Origin of the sequence: Desulfopila aestuarii DSM 18488 (genome assembly GCF_900143695.1) — a bacterium.
GTDB lineage: Bacteria > Desulfobacterota > Desulfobulbia > Desulfobulbales > Desulfocapsaceae > Desulfopila > Desulfopila aestuarii.
Genome location: NZ_FRFE01000005.1, coordinates 62,127 through 88,623 on the forward strand (window position 1 = coordinate 62,127; position 26,497 = coordinate 88,623).

The 26,497-nt window shown below is 49.4% G+C and carries 24 protein-coding genes; 10 read left to right on the top strand and 14 right to left on the bottom strand.

What is annotated here, in order from left to right:
* Positions 1-6: 6 nt before the first annotated feature.
* From BUF15_RS06670 to hemL, 3 genes are all read right to left on the bottom strand, one after another.
* On the bottom strand, positions 7-429 hold the full coding sequence (locus BUF15_RS06670) for an ATP synthase subunit I (RefSeq protein WP_073612692.1): 423 nt from the start codon (positions 427-429) through the stop codon (positions 7-9).
* Between the two features lie 19 nt (positions 430-448).
* The gene (locus BUF15_RS06675) at positions 449-682 is read right to left on the bottom strand and encodes an AtpZ/AtpI family protein (protein ID WP_073612693.1); all 234 of its coding nucleotides are present in this window, start codon (positions 680-682) and stop codon (positions 449-451) included.
* 88 nt (positions 683-770) lie between these two features.
* Positions 771-2,063 (bottom strand): glutamate-1-semialdehyde 2,1-aminomutase, encoded by a 1,293-nt coding sequence (gene hemL, locus BUF15_RS06680; protein WP_073612694.1) that lies wholly within the window; start codon positions 2,061-2,063, stop codon positions 771-773.
* A gap of 372 nt (positions 2,064-2,435) precedes the next feature.
* On the opposite strand from hemL, the gene trxA reads away from it, so the two are divergent.
* From trxA to BUF15_RS06695, 3 genes are all read left to right on the top strand, one after another.
* Positions 2,436-2,762: a thioredoxin gene (gene trxA / locus BUF15_RS06685; protein WP_073612695.1), complete on the top strand. Its 327-nt coding sequence runs from the start codon at positions 2,436-2,438 to the stop codon at positions 2,760-2,762.
* Positions 2,763-2,852: 90 nt separating this feature from the next.
* Positions 2,853-3,809, top strand: a complete 957-nt coding sequence (gene trxB, locus BUF15_RS06690) for a thioredoxin-disulfide reductase (protein WP_073612696.1) — start codon at positions 2,853-2,855, stop codon at positions 3,807-3,809.
* Positions 3,806-4,579, top strand: a complete 774-nt coding sequence (locus BUF15_RS06695; RefSeq protein ID WP_073612697.1) for an outer membrane protein assembly factor BamD — start codon at positions 3,806-3,808, stop codon at positions 4,577-4,579. The genes trxB and BUF15_RS06695 overlap by 4 nt, the downstream gene beginning before the upstream one ends.
* A gap of 86 nt (positions 4,580-4,665) precedes the next feature.
* Here BUF15_RS06695 and BUF15_RS06700 read toward each other — a convergent pair whose 3' ends face one another.
* Genes BUF15_RS06700 through BUF15_RS06710 form a run of 3 tightly spaced genes read right to left on the bottom strand, consistent with a single transcriptional unit; the run spans position 4,666 to position 6,852 of the window.
* Complete coding sequence (locus tag BUF15_RS06700) at positions 4,666-5,235, bottom strand: NIL domain-containing protein (protein ID WP_234981128.1); 570 nt, start codon at positions 5,233-5,235, stop codon at positions 4,666-4,668.
* Positions 5,219-5,839: a P-loop nucleotide/nucleoside kinase family protein gene (locus tag BUF15_RS06705; protein ID WP_073612699.1), complete on the bottom strand. Its 621-nt coding sequence runs from the start codon at positions 5,837-5,839 to the stop codon at positions 5,219-5,221. The genes BUF15_RS06700 and BUF15_RS06705 overlap by 17 nt, the downstream gene beginning before the upstream one ends.
* Complete coding sequence (locus tag BUF15_RS06710; protein ID WP_073612700.1) at positions 5,839-6,852, bottom strand: hypothetical protein; 1,014 nt, start codon at positions 6,850-6,852, stop codon at positions 5,839-5,841. The genes BUF15_RS06705 and BUF15_RS06710 overlap by 1 nt, the downstream gene beginning before the upstream one ends.
* 275 nt (positions 6,853-7,127) lie before the next feature.
* On the opposite strand from BUF15_RS06710, the gene larB reads away from it, so the two are divergent.
* From larB to BUF15_RS06730, 4 genes are all read left to right on the top strand, one after another.
* Positions 7,128-7,883, top strand: coding sequence for a nickel pincer cofactor biosynthesis protein LarB (gene larB, locus BUF15_RS06715; RefSeq protein WP_073612701.1), 756 nt, complete (start codon positions 7,128-7,130; stop codon positions 7,881-7,883).
* 308 nt (positions 7,884-8,191) lie between these two features.
* Positions 8,192-10,759 (top strand): protein translocase subunit SecDF, encoded by a 2,568-nt coding sequence (locus BUF15_RS06720; protein WP_073612702.1) that lies wholly within the window; start codon positions 8,192-8,194, stop codon positions 10,757-10,759.
* 19 nt (positions 10,760-10,778) lie between these two features.
* A complete protein-coding gene (locus BUF15_RS06725; protein ID WP_073612703.1) occupies positions 10,779-11,540 on the top strand; it encodes a YkgJ family cysteine cluster protein in 762 nt (253 codons plus the stop codon).
* A 14-nt stretch (positions 11,541-11,554) separates the two neighbouring features.
* Positions 11,555-12,184, top strand: coding sequence for an HAD family hydrolase (locus BUF15_RS06730; protein WP_073612704.1), 630 nt, complete (start codon positions 11,555-11,557; stop codon positions 12,182-12,184).
* On the opposite strand, the gene BUF15_RS06735 is transcribed toward BUF15_RS06730, so the two are convergent.
* Positions 12,181-13,200, bottom strand: coding sequence for a DUF4388 domain-containing protein (locus BUF15_RS06735; protein ID WP_073612705.1), 1,020 nt, complete (start codon positions 13,198-13,200; stop codon positions 12,181-12,183). The genes BUF15_RS06730 and BUF15_RS06735 overlap by 4 nt on opposite strands.
* 325 nt (positions 13,201-13,525) lie before the next feature.
* Here BUF15_RS06735 and BUF15_RS06740 point away from each other — a divergent pair, with 325 nt between their 5' ends.
* Positions 13,526-16,165, top strand: coding sequence for a hypothetical protein (locus BUF15_RS06740; protein ID WP_073612706.1), 2,640 nt, complete (start codon positions 13,526-13,528; stop codon positions 16,163-16,165).
* Positions 16,166-16,277: 112 nt separating this feature from the next.
* On the opposite strand, the gene BUF15_RS06745 is transcribed toward BUF15_RS06740, so the two are convergent.
* A complete protein-coding gene (locus BUF15_RS06745) occupies positions 16,278-17,249 on the bottom strand; it encodes a KpsF/GutQ family sugar-phosphate isomerase (protein WP_073612707.1) in 972 nt (323 codons plus the stop codon).
* A gap of 428 nt (positions 17,250-17,677) precedes the next feature.
* Between BUF15_RS06745 and metK the strand changes: the two genes are divergently transcribed.
* Together metK and ahcY are read left to right on the top strand one after the other, a co-directional pair.
* The gene (metK, locus tag BUF15_RS06750; protein ID WP_073612708.1) at positions 17,678-18,841 is read left to right on the top strand and encodes a methionine adenosyltransferase; all 1,164 of its coding nucleotides are present in this window, start codon (positions 17,678-17,680) and stop codon (positions 18,839-18,841) included.
* Positions 18,842-18,877: 36 nt separating this feature from the next.
* The gene (gene ahcY, locus BUF15_RS06755; protein WP_073612709.1) at positions 18,878-20,176 is read left to right on the top strand and encodes an adenosylhomocysteinase; all 1,299 of its coding nucleotides are present in this window, start codon (positions 18,878-18,880) and stop codon (positions 20,174-20,176) included.
* Positions 20,177-20,248: 72 nt separating this feature from the next.
* Here ahcY and BUF15_RS06760 read toward each other — a convergent pair whose 3' ends face one another.
* The 6 genes from BUF15_RS06760 to rpe form a co-directional block, all read right to left on the bottom strand.
* Positions 20,249-20,992 carry a biotin--[acetyl-CoA-carboxylase] ligase gene (locus tag BUF15_RS06760; protein WP_143170650.1) on the bottom strand — a complete coding sequence of 248 codons (744 nt, stop codon included), beginning with the start codon at positions 20,990-20,992 and terminating at the stop codon, positions 20,249-20,251.
* A 76-nt stretch (positions 20,993-21,068) separates the two neighbouring features.
* On the bottom strand, positions 21,069-21,311 hold the full coding sequence (locus tag BUF15_RS06765) for a dissimilatory sulfite reductase D family protein (protein WP_073612711.1): 243 nt from the start codon (positions 21,309-21,311) through the stop codon (positions 21,069-21,071).
* 90 nt (positions 21,312-21,401) lie between these two features.
* Positions 21,402-22,529, bottom strand: a complete 1,128-nt coding sequence (gene dsrB, locus BUF15_RS06770; protein ID WP_073612712.1) for a dissimilatory-type sulfite reductase subunit beta — start codon at positions 22,527-22,529, stop codon at positions 21,402-21,404.
* A gap of 55 nt (positions 22,530-22,584) precedes the next feature.
* Positions 22,585-23,865 (bottom strand): dissimilatory-type sulfite reductase subunit alpha, encoded by a 1,281-nt coding sequence (gene dsrA / locus BUF15_RS06775; protein ID WP_073612713.1) that lies wholly within the window; start codon positions 23,863-23,865, stop codon positions 22,585-22,587.
* A gap of 265 nt (positions 23,866-24,130) precedes the next feature.
* Positions 24,131-25,750, bottom strand: a complete 1,620-nt coding sequence (locus tag BUF15_RS06780) for a glucose-6-phosphate isomerase (RefSeq protein WP_073612714.1) — start codon at positions 25,748-25,750, stop codon at positions 24,131-24,133.
* Between the two features lie 40 nt (positions 25,751-25,790).
* Positions 25,791-26,471, bottom strand: a complete 681-nt coding sequence (gene rpe / locus BUF15_RS06785; protein ID WP_073612715.1) for a ribulose-phosphate 3-epimerase — start codon at positions 26,469-26,471, stop codon at positions 25,791-25,793.
* Between the last annotated feature and the right edge of the window lie 26 nt (positions 26,472-26,497).

Below are 26,497 nucleotides of genomic sequence, written 5' to 3' on the forward strand. Positions count from 1 at the left end.
ACTCCTTTACCTCCTCCCACTGAAGTAATAGCGCCTAACAATCTCCACCGCGGTGAATGTAACTGTAAACACTATCGTTGACAACCCCAAAATAAGCCCAAAAGTGTTGATGGAGCTAAAGCGTATAAGCAAAAGCACAACAACACCTATAATTATGAAACGAATCCAGAACCTGAGCAAGAATCCGCTTTTCCCAAATCTTGCCTTGGCTTCTTTCTCGGTCTTGTCCGGGTTTTCTACCAGCGAATCGAGAAAGCCGGTCAAGTCCCGTTGCGATACCCAAAAACTCAGGATGGCAATCATCCCGCCTGCCAGTACAGACCAGGCGGCGGTCCATGAAAAAAATATCAATGAACCGACTGTCAGGACAGCCAGATAGATCCAGCTGACCACCTGCATTCTCTGCAGGGAAAATATATCCTTGACCACAGTCTCCTCTGCTAACGGCTTATTTATCCTTACCCTTATTCTTCCAGAGGATGTCCAGCAGGGTCTTGAAACCGGCAGCTATCCCAAAAGCCAGACCGATAAATGTAAACCATGGAGCAGTGTCGCCCTCAAACACTTTCTGGTCGAGATAGACCCCACCGCCCAAGCCGATAAAGATAGCGGCCACGAAGGTGAATCCAACATTCCCGTATTGAGCCAACAGTTGGATCAACTCTTTTTTCACGCCCGACATCTTTCTCCTCCTTTATGATGAGAGGATAAATCGGTTACAACATAGAAAGTTTTGGTAGCATGCCTCCAGAGCAAAGTCAACGCATTTTTCATTTTGCCGACATTTTTTTGAATGACCATTCAGTCATTTCAGCTGCTTTTCCAAGGTCTTTTGCCGAGTGGGCAGCCGAGACAAACATTACCTCAAACTGCGATGGGGCAACGTTGATGCCACTTGCCAGCATCTGCTGGTAATGACATGCATAACGCTTTGTGTCGGCTAGCATAGCAGAGTCAAAATCGGTCACCGGTTCGCTCGTAAAAAAGCCGGTCATAAGTGAGCCCACCCTGTTCAATGTCACAGGAATACCGGTGCGCTCAGCAATCTCCGAAAGTGTTGCGGCAAACTCCGCCGACTTGCTGTTCAGCTCGTCGTAGAAATTATCCTGTTGCAGCTGTTTCAAGGTGGCAATGCCTGCCGCCATGGCCAACGGATTACCGGAAAGGGTGCCGGCCTGGTAGACTGGACCGTCTGGTGCGATACAGTTCATGATCTCAGCCTTGCCGCCATAGGCGCCCACAGGCAGACCGCCACCGATAATCTTGCCCAGACAAGTGAGATCAGGCGTGATCCCGAAATATTGCTGGGCACCGCCATAGGCTAACCGAAAGCCGGTAATAACCTCATCAAAGATCAGCACAATCCCCAACTCACTGGTCAGCTGCCGCAAGAGCGCAAGAAAACCCTCAGCAGGCGGCACACAGCCCATGTTGCCGGCAACCGGTTCTATGATGACACAAGCGATATCGAGTGCCGGATCCCGCAAGGTCTTCTCCAGCACTTCAGGATTGTTGTAAGGAATGGAAACGGTATTCTTGACAATATCTTCTGGAACACCAGGGCTACCTGGAATACCAAGAGTGATCAACCCTGAACCGGCTTTAACCAGAAAAGAATCAGCATGACCGTGATAGCATCCGTCGAATTTGACAACCACTTTTTTACCGGTATACCCACGGGCCAGCCTGATGGCGCTCATGGTGGCTTCAGTACCAGAGTTGACAAACCTGACTTTTTCAACAGAGGGTACGGCATCGACAACCATCGAGGCCAATTCAATTTCCCGCGGAGTAGAGGCGCCAAAGCTGGTTCCCTGAGCGGCTGCTTCAGTGATTGCTTTTAAAATAAGAGGATTGGCGTGCCCAAGAATCATCGGCCCCCAGGAGCAGACAAAGTCGAGATACTCATTGCCATCCACATCCCAGATATGCACGCCTTTCGCCCGCTCGATAAAGACAGGGTCACAGCCCACCGAACGGCAGGCCCGCACAGGGCTGTTCACTCCGCCAGGGATATACTGTTTTGCAGCAGCAAAGAGTTGAGCCGATTTTGCAGTTTCCATTAATGCTCCTTTATATAGAAATACGAGTGAGACCAATCTGTTTCCGGAATGTACGACATGGGCACTGCACGTCTTGCCCAACACAATATCGTTACTTTTTCGGTGTCGTCCCGGCCATGAATGCGAGCTGAATATAGCATGGAGGAGTTTTCATTGTCAAACATACTGGCACTTGATTTCTGATCATTCGTGCACAGAATAAACAGTCGATTCGATGAATGAAAAAGCCCGGTACAACCGACCAACATTTTGCTTGTCAGCGACAAAAGCACCATGTAAACTGGACCCTGACTCCATAGTGTTCTACATTAGAAGAACTACATTCACTCTATATATACGACCTCTCGTCAACAATTCAGAAAGGAGCATATAATGGCAAGCGATAAAGTACAGCAGGTAAATGACGCTGAATTCGATACCCTGATCAGTGCAGATCAACCGACACTCGTTGATTTCTGGGCCCCCTGGTGCGGGCCATGCAAAGCTATCGGCCCGGTCATTGAAGACCTTGCAGATGAATACGCAGGAAAAGTCACCATTGCGAAGATGAATGTTGACGACAACCCTGTTACACCCGGCAAGTTTGGCATCCGCGCCATCCCGACCCTGATTATGTTTAAAAATGGCGAGGTCGTTGATCAGATCACTGGTGCAGTCGGTAAGGCTCAACTTTCCGACCTCATCAACAAAGCCCTGTAAGCACAATTCACATACGCTGTCATTTGCAACTGCTCACTAAAACGCAGCCGGATGACAGCGTTTTCTTCTTTTACTTCCAAGCAGATAATCATGCTAAAAGAACACTACGAGCTCGTTATCCTGGGTGGCGGTCCAGCCGGGCTCTCCGCTGGGCTGTACGCCGCACGAGCGCGACTTGACCACGTCATCATCGAAAAAGGCGCACCTGGCGGACAGGTACTCAATACAGACTGGGTGGACAACTACCCCGGTTTCCCCGAGGGTCTATCCGGATTCGATCTGGCCGAGAAGATGACCGCCCACGCCAAACGATTCGATGTCAATATCCAGTACGGCGAGGTGAGCTGCCTGGATCTGGAAGACGAACACAACAAGATTCTGCGCATGGCTGACGGCAGTGAAATCCGCTGCGATGCTCTTATTATCTGCACCGGCGCGCGACCCAATACGATTAATGTCCCAGGCGAAGTCGATTTCCGGGGAAAAGGTGTCTCCTACTGCGGCACCTGTGATGCACCCTTCTATCGGAACGTACCGGTGGCCGTCGTCGGCGGCGGTGACACTGCCGTTGAAGAGGCCCATTACCTTACCCGTTTTGCCAGCAAGGTCTATGTCATCCATCGCCGCGATGAACTGCGGGCAACCAGAATCATTCAGGAAACAGCCTTAGCCAATGAGAAGATCGAATTCGTCTGGAACTCCAGAGTCACCGCTATTGAAGGCGACACCAGAGGAGTGAAGGATGTGAAACTGGTCGATAACGACGGCAATACGTCTTCCCTGTCGGTGGAGGGCATCTTTATCCTGATTGGCATTACACCGAACAATAGCTGCATGCCGCTTGAGCGGCTCAAGGCCGACCAGTGGGGTTTCATCCCGGTCGATGGAGAGTGCCGCACCGCTATCCCGGGGGTCATGGCCGCCGGAGATATTGTCAGCAAGAACGTGCGTCAGGTGGTTAATGCCGCCGGTGAAGGAGCAGTCGCCATGCTTGCTGCTGAAGCATACCTCAATAGAATGAAAGAACAACCCGGTAATACCGCATGAATTGCAAAACGCACACATTACGGCAGCATCTCTCTTTTCCGCTCACTGGTATTCTTCTCGCCGGTCTGCTTGTTCTTGGCGGCTGCAACAACCTGCCCGCTTTTCTCGACTTTAGAACCGGCGCCGACATCGATGTAGAGGCTCCGGCCCGGACCCTCGCCGCTCAGGGCATGGATGACTACAACGTTGGAAAATATTTTTCTGCCCTGGAATATTTTGATGAAATCCTCGATCGCTATCCATTTAGCGCCGAGGCAACCCTTGCCGAGCTGAAAGCAGCCGACTGCAACTATTTCATGGAACGGTACGTGGAAGCGTTCACTCTCTATAAGCAGTTTGAGGAGCGTCACCCCACCAACGAAGCGATCCCGTATGTCATGTACCAAAAAGCCATGACTCATTATAAACGAATGGACCGGGTTGACCGTGATACAACAGGCGCCATCGAGGCAATCAAGCTGTTTGACCAGCTACAACGGGCGTATCCAGATTCACCTTACGCCACCGAGGCTGTTGTCCGGATGAAGGAAGCAAACGAATTTCTTGCCGACCATGAGTATGCCGTAGTCCAGTTTTATGTGCGCACGGAAAAATACAGTCAGGCGGAAAAACGGCTTAACTATATCCTCGCCATGTATCCCGAAACCAAGATCGTGCCCCAGGCAAAAGTACTGCTTGCCCAGCTGCAAGAGGGCAACCCGCCTGACGCTGGAATCAAGGAATGGCTGCCAAGCCTGCCAAAAATCGGCTGGCCGGAACTGGAAGAGTAACCCTCTCTCTTTGAATTCAATGGTTCAAAAAAAACAGGCCCGACCGTCATCACGGCAGGGCCTGTTCTTTTGTAAAAGCGGGGTTATCATGCCATAGTCTCTTCCGGCAACACCCAATCACGATCAATCGCCAACTCCATTGCCCGTACCGGACAGATCGGTACACAGAGACTGCAGCCGGTACATTTTTCTGCATCAAATATCACTTCCATTTCAGGCCGACGCAGATATAAAGCCCCAACAGGGCAGATACCGGTACACGCACCGCACTGGAAGCAGATATCATCGTCCCGGCGGATACGTGTTGCCAGCCGCTCGGTTTTCACACCCAGACTCTTTAGAAAGGTCAGTCCGGCTTCGACACTGGCCTTGTTACTGCCCTTGAGTTCAAGGATCATCACGCCTTCCCGCTGCAGCAGGATATCAGCCTTGAGGATATTAAACTCAATGTCATATTCCTTGACTAGTTTGTAAATAAACGGTTTGTCACTGGTATCCTTAGGAAAACGTAAGATATATATCTGGGTGTACACGCGCTCTTGCCTCACATGATGAATTTTCAGTTGCAACGATCCTGGCGTCCATACCGGTAATGCCATCTGGGCGTAGCGCTCTATCAGGCAGCATGGATTGTCCTGGCTATTTTGTCTCGTCAAGCCGTGTGCTTCCAGAATGTTCGGCACCTGTTCTGGCCAGAAAACAATCGAGACGGTCTATAAGGTACTCAAGTGAAGCGTCGGTATCAAGCTCTAGCAACATTCGGTGCTGGATTTCCGTCGGATTTTCAAATTTTGTCAGCTGATGCAGATACACATCCAGATCTCCATCGGACACAGACATCGGATCGGCACGGCGTATTCCCAATCGCGAACGAGTAACATGTTCATTGCAGTGACAGAAAATAAAGAACATTGAGGCACGGCCATGAAAACGCTCGACCAGCTGCCTTCGATCACTTGCGCGCTGAAAAGATCCGTCCAAAACGACACAGGATGAGGAAGGGTCGGCTAGCGCCTTCTCAGTAAGATCCAGCAGCTGCTCATATGTTCTACGGGTTAATTCTGGCGTATATATTCCCTTATCAATACCTTTTTCGGTCAGTTGTCGGCTATTCGTTTTGATAATGTATTCCTTTCTCACCACATCGGTATTCAATCGCTGACAGCCATGATTCTGAGCCCAGGCCGTTGACAGATAGCTCTTGCCGGAACCGGTCATACCGAAAAAAACGAGAATGCGCTTTTGTTGCATTGCTTTCATCACGCCATCGTATATTTTTCCGCTAACTGAAAATAGTGTTGTGCCATTTTCAAAGCCGCGGATTTTTCGTCCAGCCCAACAGCCTGATCGGCAGCAGTAAGCAGCCCGATCTTGCCACGGACATAGGCCCGGTAACACTTATAAAAATCGAGCATTTCCCGAAGACCTTCATCTCCTGAGCAGGAGATATAACGATCGACGAAAAAGTTACTGAGATCTAGAAGGTTATGAAAATCAAGATCCATGGCAAGAAAGGCCACGTCCGCAGCGATATCGGTGCAGCGCAGGCTTTCGTTAAATTCGATACAGTCAAAAATGGCGATCTCATCCGTCAGGCAGATATTGGCGGAATGCAGATCACCATGACAGTCCCTCACTTTGCCTTGTCTTACCCTTTTATCAAAAAGCTCATGGTTTTGCAGAAAGCTTTCAGCAAAATTTTGGATACGGATAAACTGGGCTTCACTCAGAGCTTTACCACCAACAAATGAGCTGGTTTCGGTGAAATTGTCACGAATGTTCCGAGCGACAGCATGTACATCACCATAGCCGGAGGCAACGGGAACAATGGGAACACTGTCGTAAAAGACAACCAGCCTGTCGACAATTTTGGCTAGGTGGTTGCGTGTAAGATGACTACCCGCAATCACCCGATCCATCATCAGCGTGGCTGGCAACCTGCGCATCTTTACTCCATACTCGATTGGCTCCCCATCCCCTTCAAGCTGAAACAGATCACCTTTACGGCATAAGGTCACAACTCCCAGATACATATCTGGGCAGAGCCTGCGGTTAAGGCGCACTTCTTCTTCGCAAAAGTAACCGCGTTTCTCCAACGTGGAAAAATCGACAAACCCGAGGTTCACTGTTTTTTTCCATTTATAGACATATGCTCCGGCAAAAATCAGGTAGGACACATGGGTCTGAATAAAGCTAACGGTATCAACGGGGTGCAGGTAACTCGCTGGTTGCAACAAATGCTGAATATATCCAGGTAACAGTGCTTGGTGCATCGGTCGTCCTCCTGATCACGGTATCGGTTATCAGAACTCCGAGGAACTACGGTACTCAGCGTTGATAAAAATCGTGTCCTAAGTCCTTCGACTGGAAGACTCGATTATCCTGGCCGCAGCAACTCCATGCACACGTTCTTTTCTTATGGTAGCAGAACCATCTTTTGCCGTAAACGGTGACATTCTCTTTACCTTGCCAACCGATCGTGCTACCCTCTCATCTGATCGTAAACAGGTCAAATTGAAACAGCAACTTCCAATTTCAACAACTATTTATGGATAAATCTAAGCTCAGCCATCTTTTAACGCAGGTGCAGAAAGGCAACTGTTCGGTAGACGAGGCCCTTGCCCATCTTCAGCACTTCCCTGCGGAGTCTATGACAAATGCCTGCATCGACCATCAGCGCTCTCTTCGAACCGGCATCCCCGAGGTTATCTATGGTGCCTCCAAGACCGCGGAACAGGTGATAGATATTGCCAGCGCCATGTTGAAACACAATAATCCGGTACTGGCCACCCGCATCAACCAAGAAAAAGCCGAGCACATTCTCCGAGTGTTACCCGAATTTCGGTACAGCAACGATGCACAGATGCTCCACTTTCGCCCGACCATGTTTGAACCGTCCAAACGAAGAGGCACCGTTCTGGTGATCTGCGCCGGGACTTCCGACGTGCCAGTAGCGGAGGAAGCAAGCCTTACCGCCCATTGTCTCGGTAACCCGGTCAATCGCCTCTACGATGTGGGTGTGGCAGGTCTGCATCGCCTCTTCAACAGACAGGATGAGCTTCGTAGTGCCACTGTTATTATTGTAGCGGCCGGCATGGAAGGTGCGCTGCCAAGCGTGGTGGGAGGCATGGTCTCCTGCCCGGTCATCGCGGTTCCGACCTCGGTCGGCTACGGTGCCAGCTTTGGCGGAATTGCCGCACTCCTCGGCATGCTGAACAGTTGCGCTCCTGGCGTCGCCGTGGTCAACATCGACAATGGATTCGGAGCCGCCTGCATGGCGGACGCCATCAATCGACTGGAGTGATACGCGTAGCAACATGCTCGTCAATTGGTTCTCAGATAGTGACCAAAACCTACGACAGGTACGACCTCATGTAAATATTATCGTCATGATCTTGCAAGATTCAATGATCACGTTATAATCGCTAGGTTCGTCACCTGCCTTTCGCTGACGGCATCGCATCAATAATTCTACGTGGCCGGTTTCGCCACATGGCGCCTTAACCGACCATTCGGCATGGCAACACATTAAATTCGCGTCTTTCGTCCCCTTGATTTCGGGACTTCTCGCGAGACTGTTAATTTTTGTAGAGAAAACCTTCGGGGCTATAAATGAACACATCTCTTAAACTGAAACTTGGCCTATTGGCCTCGGTGGTCGTCCTGACCATCTTCACCATCGTCCCCTCTTTTTACTCGTCTACACCGGACTGGTGGAAGAAATACATGGCCCCGGAAGGGTTGCGGTTGGGCCTCGATCTCCAGGGAGGCATGCACCTGGTTTTAAAAGTCAATCTGGAAAAGGCCCAGGAAAACACCTTGGAATTTGCCGCCAGCGACTTAAAAGATACACTGGCGGAAAAGTCGATCAGCGCCGTTCGTACACCTTCTACTGATCCAGTTGTCGCCATCCTGACCCTGCCCAATACAGGTGCCGTCGAACAAGTTCAATCTCTTATCAGTGACGATTTCCCTGATATCGAGGCCAATGTTGAGACCAAGGAAGGTGCTTTCCCGAGGATCTTCCTGAAACTCAAGCAAGAGAAGATAGATTTCATCAAGAACCATGCGGTAGATCAGTCGCTGGAGATCATCCGTAACAGGATTGACCAGTTCGGTGTGGCCGAACCAGTGATTATACGCCAGGGTGTCGACGAAATTGTCGTGCAGCTACCGGGTGTAAAAGACCCTGAGCGCGCTATGAAACTGCTTGGCGACACAGCACAGCTTGAGTTCAAGATGGTCGGTGACGCGGCAGGGGTGGATCTCCAGAGCCTTATCGCCCAGGCCAAGACATCCGGTCAGTGGCAGGAAGGCGAACCTATCGCCAAACTGAATCGCGCCATGCAGGCAAGCCTGCCTGACAACACCTCCATCCACTTTGAAAAAAATATCGATCCAACAACAAAGAAGGAAATAGTCACCCCCCTTCTTCTTGAAAACAAGACCCTTATGACCGGCGACATGGTCAAGGATGCCCAGGTACGTATCGGCGGTACTTTCAATGAACCCTATGTCAGCCTGGATCTTACTGGTCGCGGTGGCAAGGTCTTCGCCAATCTCACAGAGAAAAATGTCGGCCGACGCATGGCCATTGTGCTGGACGGCATCGTCCGCTCAGCTCCGGTTATCCGCGAACGGATTCTCGGCGGTTCCGCCCAGATCTCCGGCAGCTTCACCCATGAAGAAGCCTCGGACCTTGCCATCGTCCTGCGCGTTGGCGCCCTGCCCGCTCCGGTCGATATCATTCAGAACATGACTGTTGGGGCAAGCCTTGGCCAGGATTCTATCAACAAAGGGCTGACATCCGGCTTTTTCGGAACAATTCTGGTCATCGGCTTTATGCTGATCTATTACCGGCTTGCCGGCGTTATCGCCAATGTGGCAATGTCGCTCAATATCCTGTTTCTCTTTTCCGGGCTCGCCATCTTAAACGCCACCCTCACCATGCCCGGTATTGCCGGTATCGTTCTTTCCGTCGGCATGGCCGTTGACGCCAACATCCTCATCTTTGAGCGGATGCGTGAAGAATACAGTCTCGGCAAATCGGTGCGTTCGAGTATCGATTCCGGTTTTGGCAAAGCATTCTGGACCATCATGGACTCCCAGATAACTACACTCATCACGGCCCTGGCGCTGTTCCTGTTCGGAACCGGTCCAATCAAAGGTTTTGCCGTCACCTTGTCGCTGGGTATCATTTTCAACCTTTTCACCTCACTTTTCTGTTCACGGCTGATGTTTGATACCGTCAATTCCTTCTCGCCGTTCAAGAAATTGAGCTTCATGCAGATCTTGGAAAAACCGAACCTTGATTACATGAAGATTAAAAATATCACCTTCGCCGCTTCGGGCGTCATGGTGCTCATTGGCCTTATTGCCTTTATCCAGATTGGTCGGGGTGCAGCTAACCTCGGTGTCGATTTTTCCGGTGGTTCGCTCCTGCAGTATAAAGCTGCAAAAGAATTCACCATGGCCGAGGTACGAAAAACATTTGACAACAGCAATCTTGAAGGCATTGACCTCCAGGAGGTGGAAAATGAAAACCGGCTGATTGTAAAAGTCAAGAAAGATGAGAAAACCGTTGCCAACCTCGACGATAGTGTCGGCCAAATCCTCTCAGCCAATCTCGGCGACAAAGGGTTCGTACTGGAAAGTCAGTCAGAAATTGGCTCATCGGTGAGTGCGGTACTGCGTAACAAGGCAATTCTTGCTATCGCCCTTTCCATGTTCGGGGTTATCGTCTATCTCGCCTTGCGTTTCGATTTCAGTTTCGGCCTTGCTGCTGCCGCGGCCACATTTCACGATGTTCTTGTTGTTCTCGGTATCTGCTGGATGATGAATGTGGAAATCACTCTCCTGATCGTTACAGCCCTCCTGACGCTTGCTGGTTACTCACTCAACGATACCGTGGTCATTTTCGACAGGATCAGGGAAAACAGCCAAAAGAACGAAAACGCCACGCTTACTGCCGTCATCAACGAGAGTGTCAATCAGGTGTTAGGAAGAACCATTGCCCTGTCACTCACGGTACTGTTATCGCTTCTGGCCCTCTATTTCCTCGGTGGCTCGGTAATCCACGATTTCTCTTTTGCCATGCTGGCAGGTGTTATCGTCGGTACCTACTCCTCCATTTTCATTGCCAGCCCACTGCTGACAGTGTTACGTAAAACCCAGAAGTAAAAAAGAAAGGCAACAGAATATGATTCGTTCGCAATTCCCGGAAGCGGTGTATCGCCTTAAACCGGATGATGAATATAATTTTGATTGTCATCCGGGGGTGCCCTGCTTCACCGAATGCTGCAGAATGCTTGAATTGGCCCTAACCCCCTATGATGTACTCCGCCTTCGCAAAGGTACCGGTCTTACCTCTCAGGAGTTAAATGACCGCTACATCATCGAGGAACGTGGAGAACAGGACATGTTCCCCAAATATTATCTCACCATGATTGATGATGGCAGGGCGAGTTGCGCCTTTGTCGATAAAAACGGTTGCCAGATCTACGAACACCGGCCCGGCGCATGCCGGGCCTACCCCTTAGGCCGGGCGGCGGTGAAAACCAGAAGCGGTGAACTGAATCAGCATTTCGTGCTATTAAAGGAAACCCACTGCAAAGGATTTGCCGAACCATGCAAGCAGACGCCACTCAGCTATTCGAAGCAACAGGGCCTGATTGCGTATAACAACTACAACGACGCCCTTGCAGCACTTATTCAGCATGAGAACATCAGAAAAGGGCTGTTTATGCCCTCAGATGAACAATTGCGTCTTTACACCCTTGCACTCTATAATCTCGACGTCTTTCGGGCCGACATCGTCAGCGGCGCGATTGCAGTTGGGGACTACCCTGAAGAAATCCTCCATGACGATGAGGCACTGCTGCTTTTCAGTATATCCTGGCTCCAGGAACAGTATTTTTCTGATCCGTCCAAATCAGACGACATCAACACATCTGTTACGTGATCGGACTATTGCCAATGCTCAAGACTATTATCTTTGACTGCGATGGTGTTATGTTTGACTCACGCAACGCCAACATTCACTATTATAATTTTCTCCTGCAAAATTTTGGCTGCACGACAATGGATGAGGCGGAAATCGATTATGTCCACGTTCATAACGTCTATGACTCGGTCAGCCATATATTTCGCAACTATCCCGCGCAAAGTCTGGACGAGGTGCACGAGTTCAGGAAAAGCCACAGCTACCTCCCGTTTCTGCGCTATATGAAAATGGAGCCTGACCTCAAGCAATTTCTTGAGGCAACCCATAGCCGTTTCAACTTGGCCATCGCCACAAACAGAACAGACACGATGCTGCCTCTGTTGGCAGAATTTGGTCTCTCCGACTATTTCGGAAAAGTCATGACAGCCGACAATTCCAGAAGACCCAAACCGGCCGCCGACCCGCTCATTGAGATTACCGAATTTTACAACTGCACGGTTGCAGAGTCGATTTATATCGGTGATTCATATATTGATGAAGAAACTGCCGGGAATTGCGGAATGCGACTCATCGCCTTCAAAAACAAGCAATTGAATGCGACCTACCATGTGGACTGCTTTTTGAAAATCCTCGACCTGCCCCCATTCACCGGGACCTTTTAATCATCGGAAAAATCACCCGCGTTTGCAGGATCATCCTCATCGACCCTCCTGACGCCTTCCATCAAAAGCCCCATGAAATCGCCAATTTCTTCGGCTGACATCTCTGCAGCCGAAATCCCGGAAGTAAATCGATAATAGCCTTCCTTCTCAGCCAGGATCGCAAAAATAGCTTTTTCACCCTGTTCCCCCCTATACTTCGCGTTGACGATGCCGCCCTCCCGAAAAGCTACGCGGGCTTTGCCACTGGCAAGATCAAGCTCCAGCACCCCAGTCTTCTGGTGCATATGGAACACCTGGAAGAGTTCTGCAGGCAGGACATCGGCCACTCTGCCACTCATGGCATTCTCGAAATCACGAACCCGCATCATGTTGATCTGCTGCAACCGATCCGCCAGCAGCCTCGCCATAAATACCTGTACGGAAGTGCTGCTGCTGAGGAGTTTACTGAAATCATCAGCCCGAATTGCGAGCACTGTTGCATCCTCAAGCGCTTTGATGGAAGCAACGGCAGGACCAGCTCCGAGATAGCTCATCTCGCCAAACAATTCCCCCGCACCAAGCGTCGCTATTTTTTGATGATTATTCTCAACGGCAAAAGAGCCAGTCAAGGCAAGATATACGTTAGGGTTAGGTTCCCCCTGATGTACCAGCACCTTGTCTCGTGGAACCTGAACTTCCTGAAATTTCCGGATGACGAGCTCAATCTTCTCTGCGGGAATGGAATTTAAAAAAGGGCTTTCCACTGTCTGACCGTGAACCTCCTGCATAACCGAACGGATCCTTGCTTCAATCCTTGCTGTTTTCGATTCAGTCCCCGCCTTGTCATGTTCCCCATCTATTAAATTGAATTTGATGAGACCGGTACAGCCACTACAACTGTAATTTTTTGCCTTGGCCTGAGCGTTTTTCTCCGGCTGTTTCAAGAGCTCAAAGAGCAGTTGAGTCATATCCCGCACGAGAATTAGGCAAACCTCTTTCCCTTCAGGACAGGAAAAGGTCCGGTCTGTGAGTTCCATTTGCTCCCCTTTCTCGTAGAGGGGACAATTGATTTTCTCAGCGATTGTGAAAACCGCTCTAAATTTTGTGGATGCCATAATTAACAGTTCACCAACAGAAAGGATACCTGTCAAGAAAAAGATAGGCTTACATCAGGTCTTTATACGACAAATGGAGCGTATTCCATCCGAAATTACCTGTTCGCCAGCATTTTTCACCATTTTCGACAGGTTCTCAGAACCCTAAGGAAATACTCTAACTCTGCATTTTGTTTTGGAGTTCAGCTCCCGAAGTTGATATAGTAGTGTACAAACTCTTCATCTTAACTTGATCTATACTGAAATCATGAGCTTAGACAGCCAGGAACTCAGAAGGATTTTCTCGGAAATTCAAGCTGAGTTTTTTAATAAACGCGATATAGAGATTCATCCGGTATCAGGCGATCCGCCAAGCCAGTATGAAGTGATCTATCATATACCTTGTACCATCCAGGATGAACAGGGTAATGTTATCATGGGCTCCAGTCATACCGTTCTCATCTCTATCCCTTTTGGTTTCCCTCATTTCCCACCTAGTTGTAAACCAAAAACAGCAGTCTTCCATCCTGATTTCGACAGCGCTGCCATCAGTCTTGCCGATTTCTGGAATAGGGATCGAACTCTTCCCGAGTTAATAAACCATATCGGCGATATGCTGTCAGGGCGGATCTATTCGACGGATAATGCTTTCAATGAGGACGCAGCGCTCTGGTTTCGTCAAAATACCAACCAGTTGCCTTTTCGTAAAGAAGCACCATCGACACAACAAGCCCCTCCGGAACGACCAGATGATACAAGTGAATCTGAGCCACTGCTCGAATTTGATGATACCTTTGATTTTGATGATGCAGAGGAGCAACAACAGCCAAGCGATTTCAACGATATTCCGGAATCACCAGGCGAACCGACAATCAATCTCACCATAGAACCGGAAGAGGAGAGTCCTGCTGAAATAAGTACCATGGAAGAGCATGACTTCATGGACGACTTCCAGTTCTCCCACGATATCCCCGAAGCTCCCGTATCATCAGCGGCTCTACCGGGATTATCCGGAGGCAGGATTGACACCGACAAGCTCAAACATCTGGCCAACCGAAGAAATTTCTGTCAGCTGGATACCGAACTCACCGCAATTCCCACCGACAACGATTTTCCTGAGCGTCAGGACCTTTTCGAAAAAACAGCAACAGCCCTGGCGCGTGCGCAAAAGCTTTATACAGAAGCTGAAGAATATGAAAATCAGGGCTTGGCTGATAAAGCTCTGGAATGCTTCAAAGCCGTTGAAAACCTGGTGGCGGACTACCCAAATATCAGGGCTGATATCTCGCGTGCCGAAAATGCCACTGAAATGCTGCAAGATATTCATGAGCCTACGAACGGTCGGAAGAAAGGTCGTAAGAATGGTCAAAGCCCCGACAAATCCACTCCTGCTAAACGTAAAAAATCCAAGAATACCTTAGAAACAACCGAAGAGTTACTGGAAGAGGAAAAGAAAACTGTACCCAAGAAGATTCGCCGTCCAGTCAATATACTCCCATACATTGTGGTAGGCGGCCTACTGGCAGTGCTGGCCCCCCTTACCTATTTTTATTTTACATTAAACAGTCGACTCACTGAGGCCAGGCAGCTCTTTTCTGAATGTACAACCAGTTTTGCAGCCAAGGATTTTCAAGCCGCCGAGAAAGCTTGCGCCGCCTCCATGTCCACCAGCAAAAATATTTATCTTATCCACCAGACAGCCATCACCGAATTACAAACTGGCATTCGGGGTATCCTGGATTCTGAGGAAATGCAGCAAGGGTTGCTGGGAAAAGTGCTTTATAATGAGAAATATGTTCCCAAATCGACCCTCTCAGCCCACCAGTCGTTACAGGAGTTCCTCGATCAGGGAAAAGGATTTCTCGAGACCTCTGCCTGGGACCAGGCTGCAGCCAGTTTCCAGAAGGCTCTGGAATTGTCCCGCCAGATCGAGGATTTCAGTCCTGATGAGCGCATGAGTATCGAACAGAATCTGAACTATGCGGCGTTCAGGTCCATGCTTAACGTGGCCGAGACGCAAGTTGATGGTGAAGAATGGCAAACTGCTACCGCCACCTTAACCGAGCTGCAGGGCCAGATAAGTAAACTTTCCCCACGGCAACAAGCTGAATATCGTGAATATGTCGATACCCTGCTCGCCAAAAGTCGCTTTACCTCGCTTAAGGAACAAGCCGATTCTCTCTTTTCCAGATCTGACTGGGCCGGTGCAGTAACACTTTTCCAGAAGGCTGTTGAAGCAGGGCGAACTCTTTCGGAGAAAGAAAACAGTGAACTGGCCGGCATAAAAGCCAATATCAGTCGTGCCGAGTTGTACTCAACCATCAACGCCGGCAACAGCGCCTTTTCCGGCGGCCGTTGGGATGAAGCTATCGAAAAATACACCGAGGCAATTGGGATTCTCAACGCAAACACCAAAATCCTCGATCCTGCAGAAATTGAACAAAGCCGCAAAAAACTCGATCGTATAATCCTCCAGTCTGCAATTATCCGCGATCGCCAGACCGCTGACAGAAATAAGGCCAACGGCAAAACAGCTGAAACACAAACTTACTTGCTGAAGGTTATCAAAACAATACAATCAAGTGCGTTTGCCAACGATCCAGAGTTCCAGGAAATTATCACAGAGACAAAAAAAGCTCAGGACGAACTGAAGGAGACTATCTTTGTCGAAGAGCGACAAACCTATCTGGTCGACAATTACATCCGGCTTTTCATGGAGAATTATCCTGCTGCCGCACCGGAAACACTCAGCAACCCATCTGCCAGTTTTGTGAAACGGTTAGGACGACTTTACCTTTTCAAGCTCCAATGTACTGAATCCGGACGCGGCCGACCGCTTAATCTGATCATGTTCTACACATATGATCCGGACAGCAAGCGCTGGCATTTTCACAACCTTGAGAGTTGATAAACGAGCGCCGTGACAAAATGCTCTATCAAGCAACCAACGAAGCACCATAATGTATTCTACCGGCAACTGGCACCGTTATCATTTTCCCGGGTTTCGGCGAATTCTTTGCTTACAGCAGGAAGCGGAATTCCCCCTTTCCAAGAAGTTCGTGAAGGTGCAGAATACCCACCAGCCGATGCTCACCATCAACAATAGGTAGCACTGTTATCTCGTGGCGCTGCATGATACTGAGGGCATCAGCAGCGAGTGCATCCTTACCGATGGTGACCGGGTCCCTGGTCATGATTTTGCCAGCAAGGCAATCGGCGATGGATACAGACTCTGCCATAAGTCTTCTAACATCACCATCCGTTATAATGCCCCTCACTATTCCAGCTTCATCAACCACCAGAACCGCACCAAGATTCTTCTCGTTCAACACCTTAATAGCAGTCGCTGCAGGCTCCATATCGTTAATCGCCGGAACATCTCCACCGGTCAGCATCACCTCTTCGACTCTGACCTTTAAGCGCTGTCCGAGACTGCCTCCCGGATGGTTGTGACGGAAATCCTCAGCCTGGAAATTTCTTCTATTTAAGAGCACCACTGACAACGCATCGCCCATGGCAACTGTAGCAGTAGTGGAAGCTGTTGGAGCAAGGCCAAGTGGACACGCTTCCCGTGGTACTCTTATATTCAGCACCACATCAGCTGCGGCGGCTAAAGTTGAATGAGCACCGCCGGTCATGGCAATAATAGTGTTGCCTCTGCGTTTGAGTGAGTCCAGTAGTCCATTCAATTCTGGTGTTTCTCCGGAATATGAGATGGCGATAACCACATCCGAAGCCATCACCATCCCAAGATCGCCATGCAACGCCTCAACAGGATGCAGAAAAAACGATGGGGTACCAGTGCTATTAAGCGTCGCGGAGATCTTCTGCCCGATGAGCCCGGATTTACCGATACCAGTAATAACCAGTCGGCTAGGACAGGCCAAGATCAAATCTACGGCCCTTACAAATTCTTCACCAATATTTTCACGCACGGCCTTTAGGCCCTGCTCTTCTATCTCCAGCACCTTGCGTGCTTCTACAATGGACATCTCGATTAATTTCCTTCAGATAATTAAAGTATATTTTCACCCTGCAGAGCTATGCCGACGGCAAACCTGGTAGCAGGGGTAATAATTTATTACTACGACGGTATGGAGGTTGACTGAGAGACGATATTTCAACATTCCAACATGGGTTTCAAGCACTTTCGACCGAGGTAAGGTCATTACACCATTACCATCGCTTTCAATTCATGGGCGATCATTGCTTCACCATGTTTTTTTATACACTTTTAGTTCGTATATGCTATATAATGTGATGTTAAACTGCAGGTTATTCTGTTATTCGAATGCGTCGAGCAGTCATAACATACATATAACGTTTTTGCTCTTTTTCCTTTTCTCAACATGGTCTGCAATAGCCAAACTATCGTCTTTTGCCGTCGTGTTCTCATTATTTACCATTGTGGAGATCATCCATGTCCAACTATCTGTTTACCTCCGAATCCGTGTCTGAAGGACATCCCGATAAAGTTGCAGATCAGATTTCCGATGCCATCCTCGACTCCATCCTGGAGCAGGACACCTACGCACGAGTCGCCTGTGAAACCCTTGTCACCACCGGCATGGCCCTCATCGCTGGCGAAATTACCACATCTGCATGGGTAGATATGCCTGAAGTCGTACGCCAGACAATCAAGGAAATCGGATACAACTCCAGCACTATGGGCTTTGACTGGCAATCCTGCGCAGTATTAACCTCTATCGACAAACAGTCACCCGATATTGCACAAGGTGTTGACGAAGGAACCGGCCTCGATCTTAATCAGGGTGCAGGTGATCAGGGCCTTATGTTCGGGTATGCCTGCAATGAGACAAGTGTTCTTATGCCGATGCCTATCTACTTCGCTCACAAACTTACCAAGCAACAGTCTCTGGTGCGAAAAAGCGGCACACTTCCTTGGCTGCGGCCCGATGCGAAAAGCCAGGTCACCATCGAATACGAGAACAGGGTCCCAAAACGCATTGAAGCCATCGTCCTCTCCACCCAGCATGACGAATCGATTTCCTATGAGAAGTTAAAAGAAGCTGTGATGCAGGAAATCATCAGCCCTGTTCTTCCGGCCGAGATGATAGACAGTAACACAAAGTTCTTCATCAATCCCACCGGCAGATTTGTCATCGGCGGCCCGGTTGGCGACTGTGGGGTAACTGGTCGGAAAATCATCGTCGATACCTACGGAGGCAAAGGCTCACACGGCGGCGGTGCTTTCTCCGGCAAGGACCCTTCCAAGGTTGACCGTAGTTCCTCCTACATGGGTCGGTATGTTGCAAAGAACATTGTTGCCGCCGGAATCGCTGACGAAGTCGAAGTGCAGGTTGCCTATGCCATCGGTATATCACAACCTGTTTCAATTAACGTCAACAGCTTTGGTACCGGTAGACTGCCTGACAGCAAAATCAAGGAATTGATCGTCGAGCATTTCGATCTTCGTCCCAAAGCCATCATCCAGCATCTCAACCTTCTCCGCCCCATCTACAAGAAAACTGCTGCTTACGGTCATTTTGGGCGTGAAGATGCCGATTTCACCTGGGAACACACCGATAAAGCCGACGCACTCAGAAAATCGGCCAATATTTGAACGTTATTTCGATACACATCTCAATAGGTACACACTATGTCTACACCAACAAACGACTATAAAGTAGCCGATATATCTCTGGCTGCCTGGGGCAGAAAAGAGATTGAAATCGCTGAAACGGAGATGCCTGGTCTCATGGCCCTTCGCGATGAATATCGTGAGTCCCAACCACTCAAAGGGGCTCGCATTGCAGGTTGCCTGCATATGACCATCCAGACCGCCGTATTGATGGAAACCCTGGTCGAACTGGGCGCCGAAATTCGCTGGTCAAGCTGCAATATCTTCTCCACTCAGGACCACGCAGCAGCTGCCATGGCAGCCGCCGGTATTCCTACCTTTGCCTGGAAAGGTGAGAATGAAGAGGAATTCTGGTGGTGCATTGACCAGACAATATTTGGCCCCAACGGCTGGATCCCGAACATGATCCTCGACGACGGCGGCGATCTTACGCTGGTCATGCATGAAAAGTATCAGAAAGAGTTGAAGGAGATACGTGGCATTACCGAGGAAACCACCACAGGTGTACACCGTCTCAATGAGATGGCCGATGCCGGCACCCTCAAATGCCCTGCGATCAATGTCAACGACTCTGTCACCAAGTCAAAATTTGACAACCTCTACGGTTGTCGTGAATCACTTATCGACGGAATCAAGCGTGCTACTGATGTAATGATTGCCGGTAAAAACGCCGTTGTTGTCGGTTATGGTGATGTTGGTAAAGGTTGTGCCCAGGCCCTGCGCGGCATGGGAGCTACAGTATATGTCACTGAAATAGATCCGATCTGCGCCCTGCAGGCTGCCATGGAAGGTTATAGGGTCGTTACCATGGAAGACGCAGCTTCCTTTGGCAACATCTTTGTCACCTGCACTGGCAACGTCGATGTCATCACACGCGCCCACATGGAGCAAATGCCACACGAGGCCATCGTATGCAATATCGGACATTTCGATTCAGAAATCGACATTGCAGGCATACGTAACCTCCCCTGGGATAATATCAAGCCGCAGGTTGATCACGTGACCTTTCCCGATGGTAAAAAGATCATCATTCTCGCAGAAGGCCGTCTGGTCAATCTTGGTTGTGCAACTGGCCACCCAAGTTTTGTTATGAGTAACTCCTTTACCAACCAGGTACTTGCCCAGATCGAACTGTGGAAAAACTCGAATAAATACGAAAATAAAGTCTATTTTCTGCCGAAGAAACTCGACGAGATGGTTGCTCGATTACATTTACTGAAAATCGGTGTCAAATTAACCGAGCTCACCGAAAAGCAGGCAAAATATATTGGTGTTCCGGTTGAAGGGCCCTACAAACCTGAGTATTACCGCTACTGATTCTATAATAACAATCAGCTCTCTGCCCCATTCGGCACATGTCGGATGGGGTTTTTTATTTCTAGCACCATGCTAACTGGCCAATTGAATGTCCCCAGACATCACCTCATGCATCCGTCCGTCATCGTCCAACACATGCAGTAAGCCCTCATCATCAGGTCCGAGTGAAATGCCCTCTACCCGTTGGCCGCCAATACCCACCCAGGCCATTCGGGTTCCTTTCATGAAATCTCGCTTACGCCATCTGGTTATGACCTGGCCGAATCCCTCCTGTTCAAATCGCGCAACCTCCAACAACATACTGGTCCGGACATCATTAAACAGCGCATGAATATCTGTCTTTTTGCCAGATTCAAGATAGAGCGATGTGGCTCTGTCCTGTAATTCGTCAGGGAAATCAAATTTTTCGGTATTTACATTCAACCCGACGCCAATGATCGCGAACCTGTTATCTCCTGCGCCAGCGAAACTCGAGGATTCACTGAGGATACCTCCACACTTTCGGTTATGAAAATAGATATCATTGGGCCATTTCAAACCTGCTTCTAGCAAATAATGCTCGCTTATAACCTCTGCTACCGCGATTCCGGCTACAAAGGTTAGACGTGGAAAATCGCTTATCGCCAAACGTGGCCGAACAATGATCGAACAGTAAAGACCTTTTCCGGGTGGAGACTGCCAGCTCTTACCGAGACGTCCCCTACCCATCGTCTGAGTTCCAGCGACCACTGCGGAACCGTGTTCGGCCCCTTTTTCAGCAATGCTTATCGCCTGAATATTTGTAGAATCGATGCTGTCGTAAGTTATAATCTTCATAAGCGGAAGCAAAAAAAAAGTGCAGAGCGTTTAAAAACGCACTGCACTTTCTATCAAATGAGACAAAGGGGACGAATCACACGCCGCCTTCTCCATCATCATTTTTAATACGGCTCGGAACACCGTACATTGTCGTAGATCCAGAAGACCAAAACATAAGCTTTTGCTCTCTTACGAGTTCATTGGCAATGTTTTTAATCTCACGTGGCTTTGCATCAGGATCACAGGCGTAGAAATCCTTAATATAAAGCTGTGGTTTCGGAGACTTTGTAGCCTTCTCGATGATAGCTGCTTTTAATTCGTCTTTACTTAAGGCCATGATGACCCTCCTTCAAAAAGGTGAAGTCTACCGGCGAACCTTTTCGTCTCAACATTGAGACGAAAAGGCAATCGTCAGTCAAGGCTTCAGTTACTTGATGTGACTGGTGTACTTGAACTGAGTGGTGGTACGCCAGGTGTTGTAAGCAAGACGATAGTCATCAATGCTCTTCTCGGTAAATGGAATATCACATTTCTCGAAGAACTTCTCCCAACCAATTCTCTCAGCCCATTCACCAACACGCTCATATTTCTTCGCGTCTTTAGCATAAGCCTCAAGAATCTTTTTAACGGCTTCGACAGTCTCAGGCCAACGCGGAGTGGTGTTGGGCAGGAACGGAATAACCAGCTTGGAGAACTTAGGCGCAGACTTGGCGTTGGATACCTTACCACCAACAAGAATTGCGATACCATCACCTTCCGGATCTGCAAGGGGCATAGCCGGACACATGGTGTAGCAGTTACCACAGAACATACAACGCTCAACGGTAACCTTCACAGTTTTAATCTCTTTACCGTCAACCTCAGCCTTGGCAGGCTTAACAGCGCCAAGCGGACAGGAGGCAATAGCAAGCGGAAGTTCACAAACACCGGTGATACGCTTATGGTCGATCATCGGCGGCTTACGATGGATACCGAGAATAGCGATATCGGAAGCGTGAACGGCACCACACATGTTCAAACAGCAAGCCAGAGCAATACGTACCTGAGCCGGCAGGGTCATGGAGGTGAAGTAATCAAACAGCTCATCCATTACCGCTTTTACAACACCGGAAGCGTCGGTAGCAGGAGTATGGCAATGTACCCAGCCCTGGGTGTGAACGATGTTGGTTACACCAGCACCGGTACCACCTACCGGGAATTTGTTGCCACGGCTCTTGAGATCATCGAGCAACGGCTGAACTTTATCCTTGCTGTCAACCATGAACTCGACGTTGTTACGGGTCGTCCAGCGCATGAAACCGTCACAATGCTTATCAGCGATATCACAGATTTCGCGAATAAAGTTAACGGTGATCAGTCGAGCAGTACCACAACGCACGGTGTAAACCTCGTCACCGGTCTCTGATTTATGCATCAGAACGCCCGGCTGGAGAATCTCGTGCCACAGCCATTTGCCTTTATTGGCTTTAATGACTGGCGGGAAGAACTGCTCGTAGTGGGGTGGACCAAGATCGGATATACGTCCGTCCATCGGTTTATCTGGATTGTAGCCCATGATAAATCTCCTTATATTTTTTAATATGAAGTGTTAGCTCAAATTAAAAGCGGCATTAAGCAGCGTGCTTAGCGCGGAATTCTTCCACGTCACGCTCGAATCCACCCTCAACTTCTTCTTCTGCCCAGAAAACATATGGGTTGGAGCGAGGCTCTTTAACCATCTGTGGAATCGGCTCAAGTTCCATAACCTTGATGAAGGTCGGCAGGCCAACGCGCTGCATGGTCTCACCAACACGCTCACGGTTTTTACCGACTTCCATCCACCAATCCCACACTTTCTCGATGAACTCAACGAGCTCTTCGAAATCGTTGTCAGCAGACATCGGGATAAACGGGAGAACCAGGGTAGAGAACTGGGCACCGTCAAGGATCGGGGCTTTTGCACCAACCAGGACGGACGCGCCTTTTTCTGCGCCAGGACGAAGTGCGCGAGGCATTACGTTGATGCAATGCATACAACGGGTACACTCGGAGTTGTCAATTTTCAGCTCGCCGCCTTCCATCCACATGCAATTGGTGGGGCAGAGATCAATAACTTCTTTCGTGATGTCGAACTTACCCCAGTCGCGACCAGAATGGGCGCCACCGTTGGATGGGTAGTTGCCGGCAATGTACTCTTTAACGGCAGCCTGGTCGATACGGATATCGTCTTTCCAGGTGCCGATAACGGAGATATCGGAACGGGCAATAGCAGCAACACAGTCGTTCGGACAACCGGAGAACTTGAACTTAAACTTGTAAGGGAATGCCGGACGATGAATCTCGTCCTGATACTGCATGGTCAGCTTGTAGCAAGCCTCTTCAGTATCGTAGCAGGACCACTCACAGCGGGACTCGCCGATACAGTTGGCAGGAGTACGCAGGTTGGATCCTGAACCACCAAGATCCTGGTTCATGTCATGGGTCAGATCCCAGAAAAACGGCTCAAGGTTCTCAGTACGGGTACCAAGAAGAATGATGTCACCGGTGGAACCGTGCATATTAGTTACGCCGGAACCATGCTTCTCCCAAAGATCACACAGCTGACGAAGGTTAGCTGAGGAGTAGTATTTGGATGAAGGCTGAGCAACACGCACGGTGTGGAAGTGCTCTACACCGGGGAAAAGCTCAGGTACGTCAGCATAACGACCAACGATACCACCACCGTATCCGAAAACACCAACGATACCGCCGTGCTTCCAGTGGGTGATTCTGTCTTTGAAAGAGAGCTCTAGGATACCAAGAATATCCCAGCACTCAGGCTTTGTTGCAGCCTGCTGCTTCAAGTCGGTAACGAAGCTTGGCCAAGGGCCACTCTCCAATTGGTCCAACAAGGGCGTCTCATGTTTTGCCATGATTTCCTCCTTTGAATTACTGTTTAAACTACAACCTCTACCAATAATATAGCAAATCTTATTGTTCCATTTTGAACCGATGAAAGAGCAGCAAACACCCTCCACCTTACTCTGCGGCGTTCAACATAGCCCGAGCAAATAATACTGTCAGGACAATACGAAACACTATCACTATGAATAATGATTCAGCGGCTGAGAATATCGCCCACGATTCAATTTGTCAACAAAAAATGGTTCATTTGTCGGACGGGAAATGAACGGAGATTCAGCCGTCATGGGTTGTGTTGATGCCTGTTGTTGCTGCCTCAAGAAACCGTTTTTCCACCTCTGCCCCACTCTCAACCCTTCCTTTCATGCTCTCCAGAATCCTGGTGGCAAGAATCTTGCCTAACTGAACACCTTCCTGGTCAAATGAATTAATGTTCCAGACAAAACCCTGAAATACTATTTTCGCCTCATAAATTGCCAGTAATGCTCCCATGGTTTGTGGGGTCAAACGCTCCGCCATAAGAACCATCGACGGCCTGTTGCCAGCAAAATTCCTGTTGGGATTCTCATCCGGTCGCCCAACAGCCATGGCCAGTGCCTGGGCTAGCAGGTTTGCGAGAAGTTTTTCCTGAGACGAAGATCCTTTAACCTCGAGATCACTTCCATACTGGCTCTTGATAAAGCCTATGAATTCGACAGGCACGATTTCAGTGCCCTGATGGAGCAATTGATAAAATGCATGCTGGCCATTGGTACCCGGTTCCCCCCAGACCACCGGCCCGGTGAGATAATTGACCGTACCACCCTGTCGGTCAACCGACTTTCCGTTACTCTCCATATCGCATTGTTGAAGATGGGCGGGAAAACGATGCAGCGCCTGGCTGTACGGCAAAATTGCCAGTGATGCGGAACCAAGAAAATTGTGGTTCCATACCCCTAGAAGCGCCATCAGAAGAGGAACGTTCTCACGAACATCTCTGTTCTCCGCAGTGTAGTCGATAATCGCCGCTCCTTCCAGAAATTCCAATAGCTGATCATAGCCAAGGTAAAAACCGAGCATAACCGCGCCGACCATTGAGGTTGCAGAGTATCTGCCGCCGATATAGTCATACATATAGAATGAGCGCAGATACTTTTCCGGGTTGTCCATGGGACTCCCCTGGCCGGTAACGGCAAGGCAATGATGTGCGGGATCAAGCCCGGCTTCCCTTAGCCTGTTCACCACCAGCAATTCATTGGTCAGGGTCTCAAGGGTGGTGCCACTTTTGGAGACGATGTTGACCAGTGTTCGGCTAAGATCGACTTGAGCGAGTTTTTCTGCCGCGTCATCGGGATCGACGTTGGCGATAAATTGAACCGATCGCCCAGGAAGGCCGTAGGGTTTCAACGCTTCATAGATAGCCCTTGGGCCAAGGTCAGAGCCGCCGATCCCCACATTGATCATTGTGGTAAAGGTTTCACCCCGTTCATTGACAATAGCACCACGCTCCACATCACCGAGAAACTCTTTGAGCCGATCAAGCTCAGCTCTCATCTTGGCAGTCGCCTCAGGGGATTTCGGATTGGCAGTAAAAAGATCCCGGCAGGAGGTGTGCAAGACCTGCCTGTTTTCGCATTCAAACCCGTCAATCCTGTTCATCACCTCGCCGCTGCGCATCCGGACGAACTGTTCGACCAGACCACACTCATCGGCAAGCTGCTGCAACCCATCAAGCACCCTCTCATCCACCCGCTGGGTAGAATACAGCAAACGGAACGGACCAGAGCTGCAAACGTATTTTTCTATCCTGCCATCTGCCTGCAAAGCACCTTCCCTGGCAAGATTATACGGATGAGTTGCCAGATCCTGGAGTTGTCTGGTTACGGAAGCCGTTCCTAAATGACAAAGATTAGCCATTTCTTCTCACCTCCTGTTTCCTAAAGACAAAGAACACTCATTAACCACGAGCCGCGGCACCCTGTTCGGCAAGTCGCCTCAATTCATGAATAGTTGCCCCATAATCTTCCGTATTGTAAACGGCTGAACCAGCAACAAAGATATTGGCACCGGCCTTGGCTACCTCTTCAATGGTCTTTTTGCTGACACCGCCGTCAACCTCAATCCCTATGGAAAGGCCCAGCTCGTCGATTCGTTTTCTTAGCTGACTTATTTTTTCAAGGGTTGAGGGAATAAACGACTGGCCACCAAAACCTGGGTTAACTGACATCAGCATCACCAGATCGAGATCCTCAAGGATATAGTCAAGAGTTGCAAGCGATGTTGAGGGATTCAGCACCGCGCCGGCCTTCAATCCCCGCTGTTTGATCTGACCAATAACCCGATGCAGATGAGTACACGCTTCTACATGGACTGTTATCCAATCTGCCCCGGCATCAGCAAAGGCATCGACATAACTGCCAGGATCGGAAATCATGAGATGCACATCCAATACTTTCTTGGTCACTTTTCGCGCAGCATCAACCACCAGCGGACCAATGGTGATATTCGGTACAAAATGTCCATCCATCACGTCGATATGGATAACCTCGGCCCCAGCCTCATCCACGGCCTGAATCTCCGCACCGAGCCGACTGAAATCGGCTGAAAGAATGGACGGTGCGATCTGTATTTGCTGCATGCTGTCTCCTGAAAGAAAAAAGTGTT